Consider the following 18,255-nt stretch of genomic DNA (forward strand, 5'->3'; position numbering starts at 1 on the left):
GGCGGCCGGTTGAATCACGGTACTGGCTGCATCGCGCGGCCAGACCAGAATCTGGAGGTCATCGTGTCCACGTCCGAGAGCCACACCCCGGATGGGTCAATGCCGCACACCCACCCCAACGAACCGCACGACAACCGCATCGGCCAGAAGCTGAACTGGCTGCGGGCCGGGGTTCTTGGAGCCAATGACGGGATCGTTTCCACCGCCGGCGTGGTCGTCGGCGTCGCAGCCGCCACCCCGGGAAATCTGGGAGCGATTGCCACGGCAGGCATCGCGGCCCTGGTCGCCGGCGCGTTCTCCATGGCCGGCGGCGAGTATGTCTCGGTCAGCACCCAGCGCGACACCGAGCAGGCGCTGATTGCCAAGGAGAAGCGTGAGCTGGCCGAGATGCCGGAGGAAGAACTGCAGGAACTGGCCGGAATGTACGAGGCCCGGGGCCTGAGCCCGAAGCTGGCGCATCAGGTGGCAGCGGAGCTGACCGCCCATGACGCGCTCGCTGCCCATGCCGAAGTGGAATTGGGCATTGATCCCGAGGAGTACACCAGCCCCTGGGCTGCCGCATTCTCCTCCTTTATCGCCTTCACCGTCGGTTCCCTGATTCCACTGATCATGATCCTGCTGCCGCCGGAATCGGCGCGGATCATCGTCGCCGCGGTGGCCGTCGTCATCGGTCTGCTGCTGACCGGCTGGATCAGCGCCGCCTTGGGCGGCGCCCCGCGCTTGCGGGCCATCCTGCGCAACGTCGTGATGGGCAGCGCCACCATGGCCGCCACCTACATCATCGGTCTGCTCTTCGGCGTGGCGATCAACTAAGCACGAACATCGCTTCTAGCCAGCAAACCGGGTTTAAACGGCAACAGCGGCCCAGGACACGATACGTCCTGGGCCGCTGCTGCTTCCCATCAAGGGCCGGTGCTAGCGAACGTTGACCAGCTGTTCGGAGCGGGCCACCAGCATCTTCATGAACATGGCGGCCAGGGCGATCACAACGGCGGCACCGGTGCACACCCAGAAGGCCCCGGAGTAACCCATGGATTCGGCAAGCAGGCCGGCCAGACCGTTGCCGATGGCGGTTCCAACGACAATTCCGGCCGAGAGCATGGTCATCACCGTGGACAGCCGTCCGGCCGGCGCCACCTCGCCGCCCAGGGTCATCACCACCACGATGATCGGTCCCACGCCGAAGCCGACCAGGAACAGCATGGCGAGCATGAATCCGGTGGACTGGGGCAGCTGCAGCAGCAGGCTGGTCAACGCCAGGAAGGAGGCGGAGGCGATCCAGCGGGAGGTATGCGGGAACGCGGCGGGCCACATGGCCACGGAGATCGCGGCGATGGCACTGGACAGGCCCACGGCACCATAGAGCATGCCGCCGCGGTTGGAGTCACCCATGGCGCCGGCGAAGGCCAGGGTGCCGGCGGCGGAGGAACCGAACACGGTGCCCAGGCCGATCATGCCCAGCACCATGGCGCTGATGGCGGCCACCTGAACCTTTGTGGCCTTGGCGTGCCGCGAATCCTTCGGGCTGGGAATCACCGAACGCTCGGTGGAATGCAGGCCAAAGATCGGGACCAGGATGATGGTGAGCACCGCGGCAATGATCAGCGGCAACGCCGGGTTCAGCGCCGAGGCCAGGAAGCCCACGGCCACCGGCCCCAGCACGAAGCCCAGCTCGTCAAGCATTGATTCAAGACCCAGCGCCGCGCCGAGCACCTTGGGCCGCAGTCCGCGCGCTCGGGTCATGGAGATCCAGCGGACACGGGACATGGGACCCACTTGGGGGCCGGTCGCCCCGGTGAGCAGGCTAACGGGCACCAGCGCTGCCACCGTGACGGCGTCACCGCGGCTGCCATACCAGGTCAGAACCGCCAGCATCAGGGTGTGCAGCAGGGCCGCGGTCAGCAGCACCTTGCGCTGCCCAATCCGGTCGGCCACGTAGCCGATCGTTGGTCCGCCCACGGCGGAGCCGAGCCCCACCATGGCGGCCGAAAGCCCACCCAGGGCATAGGAGCCGGTGCTCGCGGTGAACAGGGTCATCGACCCGATGGTCAGCATGGCCAACGGAAGGCGTGCAAAGAACGCCAACGGTAGGTAGCCGCGTCCCACGAGCGGGACCAAAGAAGAGTATCCAGAAGAACTCGAATTGTCCGCGGCCGAGGCCTGGGACAAAGACTTTTGGGTCAACTTTTCTCCAATAACTAAAGCGTGCGTTGTCCCTCGCCCCTCAACGCACAGAAAACCCAAACACGCCATTGGGCGCTCTTTTCAAGATACGTGCCAGTTTCCCCGGTGTCTAGCTCAATGTGAGCAAGCTCCGCTCCGCATTGGTGCTGATGGTGGATCCCTCCCTGGCCTTGGTAACGGTCAACCGGTTGGTGATGCGCTGTTTCATCTCGCTGACGTGGGAGACCACCCCGATGACGCGTCCGCCGGACCGCAGTGACTCCAGCGCCTCCATGACCTGTTCCAGGGTCTCGGTGTCCAGGGAGCCAAAGCCCTCATCGACGAAGAGCGTCTGCATGTCCACGGCCCCGGAATGGTGGGAGATGACATCCGCCAGCCCGAGGGCCAGGGACAGGGAGGCCATGAAGGTCTCTCCCCCGGAGAGGGTCTGGGTTTCGCGGTACTTCCCGGTCCACGAGTCATGCACCCGGATGCCGAGTCCCGACTTGGCGTTGCCCCGGGCCGTGTCGTCATGTTCCAGTGAATAGCGCTGCGAACTCATCACCTGCAACCGTTCGGTGGCGGCGGCGGTGACTTCTTCAAGCCGGGCGGCCAGCACATAGGTGCCCAGCGTCATCTTCAGCCGGTTCTCCCCGCCGCCGCGGACCACCTCAGCCAGCGCCTTGAGCCGCCGGTAGGACTCAATGACCGGGCCGGTATCGCTGATGCGTCGGGCGAGCCTGTCCCGTCCTTCCTGCAGGCGCTGCAGGGAAGCAGCGGCAACAACTTCGGCCTGGCGGGCCTGCTCGTAGGTTTCCTCGGCTTCCTGCAGCGCTGCAGCGTCCCGTTCCAGCTCCCCGGTGTCCGGTGCCGTATTTCCCTCGGCTTCCAGTTGCCGGGCTTGAATGACATCCTCCGAAGCGGACAGAGTCTCGATGGCCGCAGCACGTTTTTGGTGGGTCGCGCGCAGCTGCTCCAGTTCTTGGCGGACACCGGGTTCCAGCAGCGCCTGGGCCTGGGCCGCGTCATCGGTGAAACCGACCGCGGTCCGTTCTTCTTCCCAGCGCCGGGAGCAATCCTCCAGATGCGCGGTGGCGTCCAGGGACTTGGAGAGCGCCTGGTGCAGCGCACTGAGCACCGAGTGGTCGGCCTTCAGGTCTGCCAGCTTCTCCCCCAATGACCCGTAACCGCCGCGCAGTTCGGATAGCCGGGCATCAAGCTGATTGAGTTCCCGGCCCAGCGCCTCGGTCTTTTCCACCGCAACACCATGGGCAAGTTTCGCGGCGGCGGCGGTCTGTGCTTGCTTCTCGCTCTCATGCTGAACCTTCGCCAGCTGGGCCACCAGCTTGGCGACACCGGCCCGAACGTTCTGGGCCTCTTTCAGCGCTTCCTGGTGTTGCGCGACCTGCTGCTGAGCCTCATCACGAGTGGTCTGCCCAGCCACCGCGGCGGCTTCCTCATAGCGGGTGGTGGCCGCATGCAGCTTTGCTTCCACCTGCCTGGTCTTTTCACGCTGGGCTTCGACCTGCTCGCGCAGATGCTCCACTGCATCCTCATCGACCAGTTCCTCGCCGGCTTCGGCCACGGCAGGCCCAGGGTGTTCGGTGGCCCCACAGACCAGGCATGGCTCGCCCTCGACCAAGCCCGCAGCCAAGCGCGCGGCACTTTGATTCAGCAGGGTCTGCTGCGCTTCCAGGAGGCTGCTCTGCCGGTCCCGGAGCCTGCTGGCTTCCCCATCGTACAAAACCTGGACTTTGTTTTTGATGTCCCGCAGCTCCTCGCGCCGCTTCACCGCGGCCACCTGCTCGGTGGCCTTTTGCAGGGCCTGCTCGGCCTGCTGCACGCTGGCGGCTGCGGCCACCTCATCCAGGTCCTTGGCCTGCAGTTCGTCTCGTTCCTTGGCCAACGTGGCAATCATTGCCTCGGCCCGTTCGGACTTTTCCTGTTCCTTGCCGGTCAGCTCCTGCTGGCGAAGCAGCTCACGGGCCAACTGTTCGCGTTGCTCCTCGGCGGGCAGGGCCGAACGGATGCTGCCAAGCTGCTCGCCAAGTTCATTGGCTTCGGTCGCCAAGGACTGCAGGGTCTGCTGCGTGTACTGGATCTCGCGTTCCGGGAATCGCTCTGTGAAGTTAGCGGCACGGGATTCAAGCTGCTGCCGGGCCGCGGATGCGTTCTGCTGTGCATCGCGTTGTTGCCGCTGGTAGGCGCTGATCTGGGTGGCCTTCGCGTCCAAGTGCAGGCGTTCCTCGGCGGCCGTCGCGGCTTCGGCGTTGGCGGCGTGCGCGGTTTCCAGCTGCCGCAGTTCGGCCAGCCGTCCGAAGATCCGTTGCCGTTCCTGTAGCTGCTGGTGGCGCCGTGAGGCCGTGGCCTGATCGGCGCGGCGGGCCTTTGCCGTTTCGGCCCGCTGCTGGCGCAGGGTTTCCAGACGCTCTTGAAGCCCGTCAAAGTCCAGGTCCGGTTCGTCGGCGCCGGGCAGCTCGACCGCGGCGGCCTGTAGTGCCCCGGTTGCGTCCGAACGCACCTGGTTTTCCATGGCGGCCAGTTCGGCTTCAATCGTCTCGGTGCGCTTGCGTTCCTGGTGCAGGCGGGCGGCGAACTCCTCCTCGATCTTGGCGTAGTCACTGGTGTCGAAGAGCCGGGCCAACAGCTTTTCGCGTTCGGTGTCCTTGGCGCGCAGGAAGTCGGCGAATCCGCCCTGCGGCAGCATCACGACCTTGGTGAACTGTTCCCTGTCCAGGCCCAGCACCGCGCCCAGGGTTTGACCGACTTCGTCGTTGCGGGTGGACAGCGCCTGCCATTCCCCGTCAACGTATTCACGCAGCGCGCTCTTGGCCTTCTCCTCGGTGAAGCCGCTCTTGGCCCGTTTGGAGGGACGCATCCATGCCGGGGAGCGGGTCACCTCAAAGCGCCGGGTTCCCACCGACAGTTCGCAGGCCACTTCCGGGGCGAGGCCCGCGGCGGCGTGGTCCGAACGAATCTGCCGGTTGCCCTGCCGGTTGCCGGGCAGCGCACCATAGATGGCATAGCAGATGGCGTCCAGGATGCTGGATTTTCCGGCGCCGGTCGGCCCGTCCAGCAGGAACAGCCCGGCGGCGCCCAATTCGTCAAAGTCAATGTGCTCGATGCCGGCGAACGGCCCGAAGGCCTGGATGGTCAGCTGGTGGATCCTCATTTTTCACTTCCTGCTTCACGCACACTGCGGATGACCGAAGCCACCAGTTCCTGCTCATGTTCATCGGCCGGGCGGTGGCGCACATGGTCAATGAAGTCGGTGCACACTTCCTCGGTGGACTTCGCCCGGGCCAGGCGCTGGGCGTAGCTTTCCCGGGTGTTGCGGGTGGAGGCTTCCGGGGCGAAGAGCAGCACCACGGTGTCCGGGAAGCGGGTGCGGATCCGGGTCATCGCCTCGGCCGGGCGGTCGGTGTCGGTCAGTGTCACCTGGCACCAGGCTTCCTCGGCCCAGGCCAGCTCCGGGTCCTCCAGCAGGTCCTGCAGCTTGCCGCTCAGGACGGCCAGCTTCTTGGGAACCGGCATCTCCACTGCTTCGATTTCCTTTACGCCACTGGCGTCGGTGTCAATGATCCACACGGCCTTGCGCTGGTTCGCCTCGGAGAATGAGTAGGCCAGGGGCGAGCCGGAATAGCGCACGGTATCGCTCAGCCGCTGCCGGCCGTGCAGGTGCCCCAGCGCCGAGTAGTCGAAGGGACCGAAGAGCTCCACCGGCACCACGTCGAGGTTGCCCACGCTCAGTTCCCGTTCGGAGTCACTGCCCACGCCACCGGCGGCGAACAGATGCGCCATGGAGAAGGCGAGCACCGGGGTGTCGGCCGCGGCCCGGCGGGCCGCCAGGTCCTGCTGGATGCGGGTGACCGCGGCGGCGACGACCGATTCATGGGAGAGCTTCTCGGCCTCCAACTCGGCCATCACCATGCGCGGCTCCAGGTACGGGATGCCGTACACCGCGATCTGGTGGTCTTCACCCTGCACCATCACCGGGGCGCTCATCCTGGTGGTATCGGCAATGATATGCACCCCGGCAGCGTCAATCAGTTCGGCGGCAAAGCCCAGCCGGGCGGCCGAGTCGTGGTTGCCGCTGGTGATGATGACCTTCGCCCCGGCGCCCCGCAGCTGCCCGAGAATGGAGTTGCACAGTTTCACCGCATCCACCTGCGGCAGGGCGCGGTCATAGACGTCCCCGGAGATCAGCACCACGTCAATGTGGCGCTCTTCCACCAGGCGGACCAGCTCTTCGAGCACCGCCCGCTGGTTCTCAAGCAGGGAAGCACCGTGGAAGGACCGGCCCAGATGCCAGTCCGAGGTATGAAGCAAACGCATACCTTCACCTTATGCAATCCCTGCGACGCTTTGATCCACCGGCGAGCGCGCTGTGCGTGAACAGCGCGCGGTTCGCTGACTGGTGCCGTGCACGACACGGCCTCCCCATCACCTGGAGTATGCAGGTGACAGGGAGGCCTTGTCGTCAGGTTTCGCCGTGTACGCCTAGCCGGCGGGCGGGAAGATGAAGGTTCCGGCCAGGGCGACCAGGATGATCACCACGGTTGCGGCGGCGGCCAGCACCAGCGAGCGGCCGCCGGTCTTGAAGATGGTGCGCAGGTGCACGCCCAGGCCCAGACCGAACATGGCGGTGGCCAGCAGGAAGGTCTGGATCAGCGCGGCGACATCGAGCACCGGCTCGGGCAGGATCCCCACGGTGCGCACCAGCATGGCCACGATGAACCCGGCCACGAACAGCGGCACCACCGGCGGCTTGGTGTCGGCGGTCACCGAGTGCTTGCGGCGCATGTACAGCCCCACCCCGGCCATCACCGGGGCCAGCATCAGTACGCGGGCCAGCTTCACGGTCACCGCCACGGCCAGCGCCGAGGTGCCCACCGCACCGCCGGCGGCCACCACCTGGGCCACCTCATGGGTGGAGGCGCCAATGAACATCCCGGTGGCTTCCTCGTCAAAGCCCACCAGGGCGCCCAGTGCCGGTGCCAGCGGGATCATCAGCGTGCCAAAGAGCACCACCAGGCCGATCGCGGTGGCCACCTGCTCCTGCTTGGCCTTCACGGTGCCCTCGGTGGCGGCCACGGCCGCGGCCCCGCAGATGGAGAAGCCGGCGGCGATCAGTAGCCGCTGCGGCAGCTCCAGGCCCAGCCACTTGCCAATCAGCAGGCTCGCGAAGAAGGCGATGCCCACGCTGGCCACCACCACGGCCAGCACCCCGGCGCCCAGGCCGAGGATCGTGGACAGCGACAGCTGCAGGCCCAGCAGCACAATGCCAATGCGCAGCAGCCGCTTGGACGCCACGGCCACCCCGGGGGCCAGCGCGTCGGGCACCGGGAACAGGTTGCGCCACAGTGCGCCGAGCAGGATCGCGATCAGCAGGGCGCTGACCGGCAGCACCTGGGCGGCCAGCAGGGAGATCGCCCCGCCGGCCAGGCAGGCCGCGAGCCCCGGCCCCAACACCCGCCAGGTCCCCGGGCGGCTGGCGGCAGCGGGGCTTGACGTGGACTTAGCGGGGGCGGTGAGCTGATTTTTCTGCATACCTCGAACTTTTCATGCCTGGCGTGGGGCCGGTAGCCACGCGCTGGCTATCACTGTCATATGATTTTGATATGGACGAATTGCCGAACCAGCCTCCAAGGATAGAACACTGGCTGCAGCCCGCGGCCCTGGCCCTGCTGGTGGCCATCGAGGACAGGGGCAGCCTCAGCGCCGGGGCGCGGGCGGTGGGCATGGCCCAGCCCAACGCCAGCCGGGCGCTGCGCACCCTGGAGCGGCGCCTGGGCTACCAGCTGGTGGCGCGGGCCAGCACCGGCTCGAAGCTGACCAGCGAGGGCAAGCTCACCGTGCAGTGGGCGCGCGAGGTGCTGGGCAGCATGGAGAACCTGTGGACCGGGGCGCAGGCGCTGGCCACCTCGGCGGACGAGGAGTTCAGCTTCGCCGCCTCCATGACCATTGCCGAGCACCTGGCCCCCACCTGGATCCGCAGGCTGCGCCAGGCCGACCAGGCGGTGCGCACCAGGATGCGGGTGATGAACTCTGACCAGGTGATCAGCGCCGTGCAGCAGCGCGACACCGCGCTGGGATTCGTGGAAACCCCGCAGGTGCCCGAGGGGCTGGTGGCCCTGACCGTCTACACCGACCAGCTGGTGCTCATCACCCCCGAACACCACCCGTGGGTGCAGCGCGGCACCCCGGTCACCCTGGCCGAACTGGCCGCCACCGCGCTGGTGGAGCGCGAGGCCGGTTCGGGCACCCGCGCCTTCCTGGACAGCTATGTGGGCACCGAACGGGTCACCCCGATCGTGGAGTTCAACTCCAACTCGGCCATCACCCATGCGGTGGCCGCCGGGCTGGGACCGGCGGTGATTTCCCGGCTGGCCATCGAAGGCAGCGCCGCCCACCCCGGGTTCGTGCAGCTGCCCATTGCCGGCACCGCCCTGAACCGGCCGCTGCGGGCGATCTGGGAGGCCAGCCGCCCGATGTCCGCGGCCGTGGCCCGCTTCATGGAGATCTGCACCTCCCCCGAACCCTAGGTCCGCACCCGGCCGGGGCCGGGCACCTGCGCGCGGCCGGGGCGTGGCTAGAATGGGAGGCGTGACTCAAACCGGTGATTTTGAAGTTTTGCCCGACGACTACTCCGACAAGGTTTTCGCGGTCCTGCTTGGCCTGGCCGACGGCGCGACCCACGCCCGGGAGGGACACGAACCCGGGGCCACCGAACTGCTGGCCCTGTACGTGGCCGACGGTCTGCTCGAAGCCCTGGAGTGGGCCAACAGCGGGGTCGCCAGCGATGAGGCCGCCTGCATGTGGCTGGCCTCCCTGCGCGCCTACAAGCAGCTGACCGGCTCCTTCCCGGAATCCGCGCCGCAGCCGCTGGAGCGCTGGATCGACACCGAATTCGCCGCCGTGGAGCGCCCCGAGGGCATCGCGGCCGGGGACCCGGCGAACCTGAGCGGGCTGGACAGCGCGGACATGGGCTATGCGGCACGTCCCACGGGCGCCCAGAACGACAGCACCGGGGTGCTGCCGCGCGCCGCGGTCACCGCACTCATCGCCCGGGTACCGCAGGCCAACACGAAGGCGCTGGCCAAGTCGGCCGCGTTCCTCAGCCACGGGGAACCGGCGGCGAATACCGCCGCCGCCGCCGCACTGATCCTGCGTTCGGCCCTGGAGAAGTCCACCGCCGCAGCCGGGGACTGGCAGGGGCACCTGAAGGGACTGGAAGGCAGCGCTGCCGAGGCCCTGCGCGGGATCGTGGACACCGTTGCCGCTTCCCTGGACCGTCCCGCCGCCGAAGCCTATGCCGCCTACTTTGGCGGGGCCGATGAGAACGAAGACGAGGATCCGCAGGCCGAGCAGCCCCGGGATCCAGAAGCCGACGCGTACGCCGTCGCCCTGCTGGCCGCCGTGTACGGCACCGACCTGATCGCCGAACGCCCCGCCTCGGTGCTCGATGACATCATTTCCGAACTGCATGAGCGCTGGATGGGCCTGGTCGGCTGATCGAGCGGTTGGTCCTCGGCCCGCTGGCCCGTCGGGGTGACGCGCTCCTGCCCACCGTTCACGAGAACGGGTTATTGGGCACGAGCGATGGCCATGACCCCGGCAATGCGTAGAGCCTGCGAGGGACAAGCCGGTGGCTTGTCCCTCGCAGGCGTTTTAGATGTGTTCGTTAGTTCTGGGTGTTCCAGGTGGCGAGGTCCGCTGCCGGGTCGCGATCCCAGGGGGTGGGCAGTGCGCCGTCGAGGTAGTCTTCGTACCATTCGCGCACCTCATCGGAATGGTAGGCGGCTTCCAGGGCCTTGCCCTTCTCGGTCTCCATGAAACCGGGTTTTGCCGCCACCAGGTTGTTGTAGGGAAGGGCGTCCTCCTCTTCCTCAAACAGCAGCGCATCCTGCGGGGTCAGCCCGATCTCCCCGCCGAGCCTCACAAACAGGAAGCCGGCATCCACGTCGGGCAGGGTCTTGGACAGCGACTGCTGGTCCACCTCAACGAAGGAGAAGTTCTTGGGGTTCTCCAGGATGTCGTTCTGCGAAAGGTGGATGACGCTCTTGCCCTCGGTGATCTTCAGCAGCCCCTCCTTGGCCAGCAGGGCCAGGGCCCGGCCGTTGTTCGAGGGATCCACCGGGATGGCGATCTTGGCCCCATCGGGCAGTTCCTTCGCCGACTTGTGCTTGGTCGAGTACAGCCCGGCCGGTGAACCGTACATGTAAAAGGCCGGGTCCACCTCGATGTTCTGATCCGCCGTGAACTGCTCCAGGTAGGCTGCGTGCTGGAAGAAATTCGCGTCATAATCACCGTTCGCCACCACGTGGTTGGGCTGGACAATGTCGGTGACGTAGGTCGCCTGCACATCCCATCCCTGTTCCTCCAGGATGCGCTCGGCGATCTTTGTGGGCTCCTGGGTGGGCGCCGATTCGGTGACGATCAGTTTGATGGTCTTGTCGTTCCCGGCATTGACATTGCCGGTCAAACCGCATGAAGCCAGCAGACCGGTGACGGCCAAGGCGGCTGCTGAGGTGATGATCCTGCGACGAGTCAGTGACATGGTGTTCCTTTGAAGTAGTGAAGGTGAAGTAACGGGTGCTGGCTATCGTTTGTCGTAGCGCCGGGCCAGCGCCGTGCCGGAGACCTGCACCAGGTGCACCAGCGCGATCATCAGCACGATGGCCAGGAGCATGACACCGGTCTCGTAGCGGTAGTAGCCGTAGCGGATGGCGAAGTCGCCAATCCCTCCCCCGCCAACCAGCCCTGCCATGGCCGAGTAGGAGATGAAGGAGACGGTCATGATGGTGATCGAGCCAAACAGCGCCGGCCGGGCCTCCACCAGCAGGACGTCGCGGATGATCTGCCCGCGGGTGGCGCCCATGGCATTGGCGGCTTCAACGACGCCCGACCCCAGCTGGGTGATGTTCTGTTCCACGAAGCGGGCAAAATAGGGAATCGCGTTGATGGTCAGCGGGACAATCACCGCGGCGGTACCCACCGTTGTTCCGACGATGAACCGGGTGACCGGGATGATCGCGATCAGCAGGATCAGGAACGGGAAGGAGCGGATGGTGTTCACTGCACCGTCGACGATGCGGTGCAGCCGCGGTCGGGACCGCAGGCCCTGCGGTGACATGGAATAGAGCCAGATTCCCAAGGGGGTACCGATCAGGATCGCCAGGGGAATGGAGACCAGCAGCATCGCCAGGGTCTGGCCGATCGCGACGCCGATCTCGGGTCCCAGTTCCAGCAGGCGGTCAATGCTGAAGGTGGCCACTGCGCCGTTGCTGCTCGCAGCGGCCGCAAGCGGAAGATAGATTGTGCTCAAGACGTCTCCTAGGATGCGGCAGCCGACAGCTGCGGGGTGCGGTGTTCTTCATGGCCGGTGGGGCGCTGCAGGACGATCTCGTCACTGATCAGGTAGCGTCCGATCGCGGTATGCGGGCTGAAACCCGGTTGCCTCAACTCGGCCAGGTCAAACTGTTCAACCAGCCGCCCGTCCTCCATTACCGCCACGTTGTCGGCGATGGCCTTGACCACGTTCATTTCGTGGGTGACGATCACGGTGGTGATTCCCAGGTTGGCGTTGATGTCCAGCAGGTATTGGAGTACCGAGGCGGTAGTGCGCGGGTCAACGGCGCTTGTGGGTTCGTCGCACAAAAGCACCTTGGGCTGCGTGGCCAGGGCGCGGGCGATGGCCACGCGCTGCTTTTGGCCGCCGGAGAGCTGGGCCGGATAGGAATGGATCTTGTCGGCCAGGTCCACAATGGCCAACGCCTCCTGGGCCTTCGCTCTCCGTTGGCGGGCGGGAACCCCGGCAAACTTGAGCGAGAGCTCCACATTTTGGGCGGCAGTGCGGTTATTGAGCAGGTTGAAGTGCTGGAAGATCATGCCGATTTGATGGCGTTCGCGCCGCAGCTCTTCCTCTGAAAGTTCGGTCAATTCCACGCCGCCAACTTGGACCGAACCGCTGTCCGGGCGCTGCAGGAGATTGATGTTGCGGATCAGGGTCGATTTTCCCGCTCCCGAGAAACCGATAATTCCTTGGATCGAGCCCTGGGGAATGTCCAGGGACACGTTGTCCACGGCCGTAAAAGCGTCGCTGCCGGTGCCGAAGCTTGTCGATACGTTGCGCAGGCTGATCATGTGTACTCCTCGTCTTTACCGCGACGAAGCGTCCCGGCCGCGCAGCCTCACTGAGGAGGGGTCAGCCAGGAAATTCTCCATCGTTTCTGGCAGTAGCACCGTGCCCCAGGGGGTGGTTGCCGCGACGTCGTAGAGCCAGATCTCTCGGCCGCTCTGGATGGTTTGAAGGTCATCGCCTTCGTTGTCCACCAGTCTGGCGCAGGGATGGAGAACGGCTCAAAGGGCAGGTCACAAGCTGCAATGATCAGTCTTATGGCGACATTTCGGGCGTCACATCCCGTCATCTTCCGCTTCTGTGACGACATGTGAATCGACGGATGAGGCGGATTCCAGATTCTGGGCACACCAAAGCCATAATGCACGGCCCATTAGGGGCCGCAGGCCAACAGCGTAGTCAGGCGGTGGACCGGTTCGTCTCTCGCCCCGTTACGGCGCGCCTCAGGACACGGGAGCCTGCAGCACCATCCGCGCGAATTCGTCCACGTGTTCCTGGGCAGGCTTTGAGAAGTAGCCCCCGGAGTCGCGTCGGTGCCACCGGGCGAGCTCCTCAAACAGGTGGGCGAGAGTACTGCGGTGCACGACCGCATGGCGCCCCAACGGCTGACCCAGCGGCCCCATCCGGTAACCCAGCAAGTTCATGACCTCGGTGATGTAGTCGGACGCCGCGTCGCTCAGCGCCTCGATCCCGGCGGCCCGGCACAACCAGTAGGCGATGGTGCCATCGCGCAGGCCCTCATCCTTTTCCGCCGTGTTGATGGCGTTGAGCAGATGGCGGGCGAGGCGCTGTTCATCCCCGGCCAGTTCATTGCCCTTTTTCGTGGCGAGCACACGCCCGCGGTAGACCCGCACCAGTCCGGCCATGCGCGCCACCTCACGCAAGTGGGCCACCGTATGCATCGAGTGTTCACGCTTGCGGGAGGAGGATTCGTAGTCGATGCCCTCCCACTGCAGGCGGTTCACCAGTTCCGCCACGGCCTTCGGGTTCATCCAGCTGGCGGGGGTGAGCTTGATGCCTTCGCCCTGGGCCAGCTCAATGAGCACCTGGAAAGGCCGAACTATCTCCGTGAAGAACCATTCGGGAATCGGCGCCCCCTCCGCCGCGTCGGTGATTCCGGCCTCGCTGGCCAGGATCAGCGCGTAGCGCCGTACCCCCGAGGGCTTGGCGCGCAGCCACTGGCCGAAGACCGAGTCTCCCGAGACGAGGCTGAAGTACAGTTCCAGCTCGCGGTTCGCCGCCTGCTGGTTGTAGGTCAGCGGGTCGAAGTCGAGCTCATCGCCGGAGCGCCAGCGCAGCCAGTCGATGGTTTCCTGCTGCTCCTCGGTGGGCTGTTCGGCGTGGAACTCCTCCAGCTTGTCGTACCAGCCCGATAATCCTCCGCTGTCTTCCACCGGCGCCCGCATTTCCCCCTCGAGCACCCGGGCGGCGCACTGCTCGTCCGGGCAGGGGGTTGATGATTCGAGGGTCAGACGGTGCGTCCAGTTGTCCCCGAAGTCGTACACGTAGAACAAGGTTCCCGGGTTGACCGCCAGGGCCTGGCCGAGTGTGGTGCCCTCCTGCGGCTGGCCCTCCAGCTCCTCGTCCAGGGCAAGCTGGTCATACCAGCTGGTTCCGGTCTGTGGCTTGCCCCATCCCTGGGTGGGGTCCGCGCTGTGGAAGGACTGCAGGTGGCTGTTGTCCCAGCCCATGGCGATCTGGATGATGTCACCGGCAGCGGCCAGGTCCAGGTCGGCCGGAATCTGGATGCGCCGCCAGATCAGCGGCTGGGATTCCATCAATTCAATGCGCAGCGTCAGCAGGTCGCGAGAAGTCATAGACCCATCGTTGCAGATCAGCGGACTGGAGCGAAGACTGCGGGAGGATCAGTCGCGCCGCGTCCCGCGGCAGATTACTGCAGGGCGAAGCCTTCGACCAGCTGCATGAATTCGCCCTCGGAAATGATCTCCACCTTCTGCCCGGCGGCACGCAGGCGCAGCACGTGCTTGGCCTTGTTGGTCAGCCGGCCATTGGCCAGGTCCTCGGGGACAAAGCCGTCCCCGACCACCAGCGCGGTCGTGGCGCGGGTAACCCGCGAGGCGGTCTGTGCGCCACGGGCGGCGGCCCATTCCTTGGCCTGGGGCCGCGGCACGCCCAGGTTCCCGGTGAACACCACGGTTTGCCCGAACAACGGGTGGCTGGCATCGGCCTCCAGGTTCGGCGCCGGGTTGTCCCCCTCCTGCGGCCAGAACGCGAACGCGTCGCGCGGGGGCATGGCATTACCGCGGGCCAGCCAACCCTGCGCGTCACGCATGGCCCGGGAAATCTCATCGCCCGGCTGCCAGGGACGGGTCAGGCCCAGCGGCACCGAGTAGTGTTCGGCAGTGTTGTGCACGGTGGGGGTTTGGCCGCGTTCGGCGATATCGATCATGGCCCAGGCGCAGGCTTCGGCGTCGGCGAGCGCCTCGTGGTGGTTTTCGATCGGGTGCCCGGCTTCCTCGGCCACGAACGGCAGCGAATAGCTGGGAAGGTCATAGGCCTTGCGGGAGAGCTTCACGGTGCACAGGTGCTGGATCTGCGGGACCGACAGTTCGCTGGCCTCGGCCGCGGCCCGGATCACCCCGGAGTCGAACGCCGAGTTGTGCGCGACCAGCACGTCATCCCCGACGAACTGCAGCAGGTCGGTCAGCTTCTCGCCAATGCGCGGGGCGGTGGCCACCATGTCCTCGGTGATGTGGTGGATCGAGACGTTGCGCGGGTCGAAGTGGTCGAAACCGGCCGGCGGCTTGAGCAGCCACTGCTCGGTTTCCACGATGCGCCCGCCACGCACCTTGATCAGCCCGACCGAACAGGCCGACCCGATGAATCCATTTGCCGTCTCAAAATCAACTGCGGTGAAGTCCAAAGCCACATATTCACTGTACTCCGCTTTCCCGACCGAACGGTTCAGGCCGGACACCCACGGGCCCGCGGAAGCGGTCCAAGATCACCGTTACCAGGTACGTGCTCAGGGTAAATCCTCCGCAGTGACTCGCGGATTTATTGGGGCCGCGCGCTTGGGAGCATGACCCGTGCCCGCTCTGTGCCGCAGCCAGCGCCCCGACACGATCTCACAGTCTGCACGCCGTCGGCAACCTCCGGGGCATTCCTGGGTCCGGACGGCGCTGGGCCCCGCACGCCTTCGCGGGGTGCGGGGCCCGGGTGGGGCCGGTGGTTTTAGGCGCTGGCCCTGCGCAGGGTGAGGTAGGAGGCCCCGGCCATCAGCACGGCGACCGCGCCGGCGCCAAGCACCACTCCCCCGGCGGTCCAGGTGACGGCCCAGCTCCAGAACTGGCCCCACCGCTCGCCCAGCGTCATGTAGAACACCGTGCCCAGCACCAGCACGCCCAGGCCGATGAAGAACACCAGCAGCCCTGTGGTGCGCCAGCGCAGGTAGATGGTGGAGACCCAGAAGCCGATCATGAACAACAGCACCATCAGCGCGAAGTAGAACATGATCTGGATGAACCAGTTGTTCTCCGCCACCCACTCCAGGGCGAAGAACCGCCCGTTCAGCCACCACCCGTTCGTGGCCTGCTCCACCAGGCCCATCAGGTAGTAGAAGCTGGAGAGCACCAGCGCGCACAGCCCGAACAGGGCCAGGGTGCCCAGGTAGAAGCTGCGCCGCGAGACGCTCATGGCCTGGGAGAACGGGAAGGTCATCGTCAGCGACTGGATGCCCAGGGCCAGGAAGTACCACATCGGGGCCTGGGCACCACCACTGTAGGTCACTTCGCTCTGCCCGCCGGCCTGGCGCACCAGCCAGAAGATCGCCATGGTGAACATGAACGATGCGCCCAAAATCAGCAGCGGGATGCCGATAAACGTCCACTTGTTGATCAGCTGCATGCGTGCAACTTGGATGATCCGGTTCATTTCATTGCCTCAACATTCTGCTTGCTCGTACCCTCGCCCATGGCGCCCATGGCGCTGCGGACCACCAGCTGCTGCAGGGAGACCGGGGTCAGCTCCAGTCCCAGCTGCCTGGCCTGCTGGCGTTCGGCCTCGGAGAGTGTTGCCCGGATGCTGATGCTGGCCAGGGACCCCAGCGCGTCCCGGTGGATCACCGGGTAACCGCCGATGAATTGGGTGACCGCCTCGGCGTTGCCGGTCACGGTCACCGCCGCCCCGCGCAGCGCGTCGGCCTCCTCATCGACGATGATCTTTCCGCCGTCGATGACCACCACGTGCTCCAGCAGGTTCGCGACCTCATCGATCAGATGGCTGGAGAGCACGATGGTGCGCGGGAACTCAGCGAAGTCCTCGACCAGCCGGTCGTAGAAGATCTGCCGGGCCACCGCATCCAGACCCAGGTAGGGTTCGTCGAAGAAGGTGATCTCCGCCCGGGAGGCCAGGCCGATGATCACGCCCACCGCGGAGAGCTGTCCGCGCGAGAGCTTCTTGATGCGGCGCTTGAGCGGCAGCTTGAACGCCGCGACCAGATCCTGGGCCAGGTCCTCGTCCCAGTTTTCGTAGAACAGGGACGCGGCCTTGAAGGCCTGCCAGGGCTTGAAGTCATCCGGGTACTTCTGTGATTCCCGGATGAAGCACGTGCGGGCCAGCGTCGGATCGTGCTCGAACGGGTCATGCCCGAAGATCTTCACCGAGCCGTCGGTGGCAAAGCCCTGGCCGGTGAGGATGGACATCAGTGTCGTCTTGCCGGCCCCGTTGCGGCCGAGCAGGCCGTAGATCCGTCCCGCCTCCAGCGAGAGGCTCACATCATCCAGGGCCCGCACGTCCTTGAACTTCTTGGTCAGGTGGGTGGCTTGGATCGCCGGTGCGTTGGTCATGGCTTACACTTCCTTGCCCGATAGTTGGCCGTGGGCGGCCTGGATCATGTCGATCAGTTCCTGGGTGCCGATGCCCAGCTTCTGGGCTTCGGCGGCCAGGGGTTGGATGTATTGCTTGCTGAAGTGCTGGCGCCGGGCTTCGATCAGCCGGTCGCGGGCTCCGTGGGCAACAAACATGCCGATTCCCCGTTTCTTGTACAGCAGCCCGTTTTCCACGAGCCGGTTGACGCCCTTGGCCGCGGTGGCCGGGTTGATCCGGTAGAACGCGGCGAATTCGTTGGTGGAGGGCACCTGGGCCTCCTCGGCCAGCACCCCGGAGACGATGTCATTTTCGATCAGCTCGGCTATCTGCAGGAAGATCGGCTTCGAGTCGTCGATCACTGAACGCCTCCTCTATGTGTCCGAACAACAGCGGTTCCCCTCGTCCTGTTACTCGGTTCATTACTCATGTAACTAACCATATAACCAGCCTCGAGATCCGACAAGACCCTGCAGTCGGAAAAGTTGATCCCGCGTCGGTGCAGCAGGGATCCAAAGTTAAGGTTTCTTAACTGTTCGCGGTTCGTGAACGCGCTGACCTGTAAAGACGCGGATTTCGGTGGGATTTCAGCTGTTCCGGGTCAGTAACTCAGCTAACACAAAGTTTGAACAGAAAGGATGGAATCAATCCACCACAGATGAGGAGGACACTGATGACCAAGGCACTACCTTCGCCTGCTTGCGCATCACGCCGGCCCTGAGCAACGCGTGTTGAACCATGCCGACCGGGTCCAAACGGATCCCCGACGACAGAATCAGGAACCTTCCGACAGTGATGTACTCCCCGAATTTCGATGGCCCCTCCGAAGCCCAACAGCGGGCCAATAACCGCAGCCGCTTCACCACCATGCTTGCCTCGGTATCCATGCTGACCCTGGGCTTGAGCCTGAGCGCAGTGAATTCCGCCGGCGCGGTGGCGCCCAACGCGCAAGGCACGGTGCAAAGCGCCGCCCAGACCCCGGCCAGCGGCCAGGTCCTTGGCCACACCACCCCCAAGCAGCTGACCCGCAGCCAGGATGAATCGGAGGACGAGGACAACGCCTCGGCCTAGCCGCCGATCGGAGTTGAAGCAAGGAAGCAGTAAAGGTCGGGGTCACCAGCACG

General features: G+C 65.6%; 16 protein-coding genes and 1 riboswitch. Of the genes, 4 read left to right on the top strand and 12 right to left on the bottom strand.

Annotated features, from left to right (window positions below):
* Nucleotides 1-99: 99 nt before the first annotated feature.
* Nucleotides 100-813 carry a VIT family protein gene (locus tag FDN03_RS14170; RefSeq protein WP_138178207.1) on the top strand — a complete coding sequence of 238 codons (714 nt, stop codon included), beginning with the start codon at nucleotides 100-102 and terminating at the stop codon, nucleotides 811-813.
* Nucleotides 814-915: 102 nt separating this feature from the next.
* Here FDN03_RS14170 and FDN03_RS14175 read toward each other — a convergent pair whose 3' ends face one another.
* From FDN03_RS14175 to FDN03_RS14190, 4 genes are all read right to left on the bottom strand, one after another.
* The gene (locus tag FDN03_RS14175) at nucleotides 916-2,184 is read right to left on the bottom strand and encodes an MFS transporter (protein WP_349291718.1); all 1,269 of its coding nucleotides are present in this window, start codon (nucleotides 2,182-2,184) and stop codon (nucleotides 916-918) included.
* Between the two features lie 109 nt (nucleotides 2,185-2,293).
* Nucleotides 2,294-5,335, bottom strand: coding sequence for an SMC family ATPase (locus FDN03_RS14180; RefSeq protein WP_138178182.1), 3,042 nt, complete (start codon nucleotides 5,333-5,335; stop codon nucleotides 2,294-2,296).
* Nucleotides 5,332-6,498: an exonuclease SbcCD subunit D gene (locus FDN03_RS14185; RefSeq protein ID WP_138178184.1), complete on the bottom strand. Its 1,167-nt coding sequence runs from the start codon at nucleotides 6,496-6,498 to the stop codon at nucleotides 5,332-5,334. Before FDN03_RS14185 ends, FDN03_RS14180 begins: the two co-directional genes overlap by 4 nt.
* A 165-nt stretch (nucleotides 6,499-6,663) precedes the next feature.
* A complete protein-coding gene (locus FDN03_RS14190; protein ID WP_138178186.1) occupies nucleotides 6,664-7,713 on the bottom strand; it encodes a putative sulfate exporter family transporter in 1,050 nt (349 codons plus the stop codon).
* Nucleotides 7,714-7,784: 71 nt separating this feature from the next.
* On the opposite strand from FDN03_RS14190, the gene FDN03_RS14195 reads away from it, so the two are divergent.
* Together FDN03_RS14195 and FDN03_RS14200 are read left to right on the top strand one after the other, a co-directional pair.
* Nucleotides 7,785-8,708 carry a LysR family transcriptional regulator gene (locus FDN03_RS14195; RefSeq protein ID WP_138178188.1) on the top strand — a complete coding sequence of 308 codons (924 nt, stop codon included), beginning with the start codon at nucleotides 7,785-7,787 and terminating at the stop codon, nucleotides 8,706-8,708.
* 61 nt (nucleotides 8,709-8,769) lie between these two features.
* Nucleotides 8,770-9,678 carry a hypothetical protein gene (locus FDN03_RS14200; protein WP_138178190.1) on the top strand — a complete coding sequence of 303 codons (909 nt, stop codon included), beginning with the start codon at nucleotides 8,770-8,772 and terminating at the stop codon, nucleotides 9,676-9,678.
* Nucleotides 9,679-9,847: 169 nt separating this feature from the next.
* Here FDN03_RS14200 and FDN03_RS14205 read toward each other — a convergent pair whose 3' ends face one another.
* From FDN03_RS14205 to FDN03_RS14240, 8 genes are all read right to left on the bottom strand, one after another.
* Nucleotides 9,848-10,723, bottom strand: a complete 876-nt coding sequence (locus tag FDN03_RS14205; RefSeq protein ID WP_138178192.1) for a MetQ/NlpA family ABC transporter substrate-binding protein — start codon at nucleotides 10,721-10,723, stop codon at nucleotides 9,848-9,850.
* Between the two features lie 42 nt (nucleotides 10,724-10,765).
* Nucleotides 10,766-11,491: a methionine ABC transporter permease gene (locus FDN03_RS14210; protein ID WP_249354602.1), complete on the bottom strand. Its 726-nt coding sequence runs from the start codon at nucleotides 11,489-11,491 to the stop codon at nucleotides 10,766-10,768.
* Nucleotides 11,492-11,499: 8 nt separating this feature from the next.
* On the bottom strand, nucleotides 11,500-12,309 hold the full coding sequence (locus FDN03_RS14215; protein WP_138178194.1) for an ATP-binding cassette domain-containing protein: 810 nt from the start codon (nucleotides 12,307-12,309) through the stop codon (nucleotides 11,500-11,502).
* A 74-nt stretch (nucleotides 12,310-12,383) separates the two neighbouring features.
* A riboswitch (SAM riboswitch) is annotated at nucleotides 12,384-12,473 on the bottom strand.
* A gap of 274 nt (nucleotides 12,474-12,747) precedes the next feature.
* Nucleotides 12,748-14,121: a plasmid pRiA4b ORF-3 family protein gene (locus FDN03_RS14220; protein WP_138178196.1), complete on the bottom strand. Its 1,374-nt coding sequence runs from the start codon at nucleotides 14,119-14,121 to the stop codon at nucleotides 12,748-12,750.
* Nucleotides 14,122-14,195: 74 nt separating this feature from the next.
* On the bottom strand, nucleotides 14,196-15,194 hold the full coding sequence (locus tag FDN03_RS14225; RefSeq protein WP_138178198.1) for an exonuclease domain-containing protein: 999 nt from the start codon (nucleotides 15,192-15,194) through the stop codon (nucleotides 14,196-14,198).
* A 305-nt stretch (nucleotides 15,195-15,499) separates the two neighbouring features.
* The gene (locus tag FDN03_RS14230; RefSeq protein WP_138178200.1) at nucleotides 15,500-16,198 is read right to left on the bottom strand and encodes a hypothetical protein; all 699 of its coding nucleotides are present in this window, start codon (nucleotides 16,196-16,198) and stop codon (nucleotides 15,500-15,502) included.
* Nucleotides 16,195-17,112, bottom strand: a complete 918-nt coding sequence (locus FDN03_RS14235; protein WP_138178201.1) for an ABC transporter ATP-binding protein — start codon at nucleotides 17,110-17,112, stop codon at nucleotides 16,195-16,197. The genes FDN03_RS14230 and FDN03_RS14235 overlap by 4 nt, the downstream gene beginning before the upstream one ends.
* A gap of 3 nt (nucleotides 17,113-17,115) precedes the next feature.
* The gene (locus FDN03_RS14240; protein WP_138178203.1) at nucleotides 17,116-17,493 is read right to left on the bottom strand and encodes a GntR family transcriptional regulator; all 378 of its coding nucleotides are present in this window, start codon (nucleotides 17,491-17,493) and stop codon (nucleotides 17,116-17,118) included.
* A 433-nt stretch (nucleotides 17,494-17,926) separates the two neighbouring features.
* Here FDN03_RS14240 and FDN03_RS14245 point away from each other — a divergent pair, with 433 nt between their 5' ends.
* The gene (locus FDN03_RS14245) at nucleotides 17,927-18,202 is read left to right on the top strand and encodes a hypothetical protein (RefSeq protein WP_054820970.1); all 276 of its coding nucleotides are present in this window, start codon (nucleotides 17,927-17,929) and stop codon (nucleotides 18,200-18,202) included.
* Nucleotides 18,203-18,255 lie beyond the last annotated feature (53 nt).

The sequence above is a fragment of the Glutamicibacter sp. V16R2B1 genome, from assembly GCF_005774635.1.
Taxonomy (GTDB): Bacteria; Actinomycetota; Actinomycetes; order Actinomycetales; family Micrococcaceae; genus Glutamicibacter; species Glutamicibacter creatinolyticus.

Bases quoted from the DNA above. Each gene is read 5' to 3' on its own strand.
- FDN03_RS14235 (WP_138178201.1), bottom strand. From the start codon at position 17,112: ATGACCAACGCACCGGCGATCCAAGCCACCCACCTGACCAAGAAGTTC.
- FDN03_RS14205 (WP_138178192.1), bottom strand. From the start codon at position 10,723: ATGTCACTGACTCGTCGCAGGATCATCACCTCAGCAGCCGCCTTGGCC.
- FDN03_RS14185 (WP_138178184.1), bottom strand. From the start codon at position 6,498: ATGCGTTTGCTTCATACCTCGGACTGGCATCTGGGCCGGTCCTTCCAC.
- FDN03_RS14170 (WP_138178207.1), top strand. From the start codon at position 100: ATGCCGCACACCCACCCCAACGAACCGCACGACAACCGCATCGGCCAG.
- FDN03_RS14245 (WP_054820970.1), top strand. From the start codon at position 17,927: ATGTACTCCCCGAATTTCGATGGCCCCTCCGAAGCCCAACAGCGGGCC.
- FDN03_RS14230 (WP_138178200.1), bottom strand. From the start codon at position 16,198: ATGAACCGGATCATCCAAGTTGCACGCATGCAGCTGATCAACAAGTGG.
- FDN03_RS14195 (WP_138178188.1), top strand. From the start codon at position 7,785: ATGGACGAATTGCCGAACCAGCCTCCAAGGATAGAACACTGGCTGCAG.
- FDN03_RS14180 (WP_138178182.1), bottom strand. From the start codon at position 5,335: ATGAGGATCCACCAGCTGACCATCCAGGCCTTCGGGCCGTTCGCCGGC.
- FDN03_RS14190 (WP_138178186.1), bottom strand. From the start codon at position 7,713: ATGCAGAAAAATCAGCTCACCGCCCCCGCTAAGTCCACGTCAAGCCCC.
- FDN03_RS14220 (WP_138178196.1), bottom strand. From the start codon at position 14,121: ATGACTTCTCGCGACCTGCTGACGCTGCGCATTGAATTGATGGAATCC.
- FDN03_RS14215 (WP_138178194.1), bottom strand. From the start codon at position 12,309: ATGATCAGCCTGCGCAACGTATCGACAAGCTTCGGCACCGGCAGCGAC.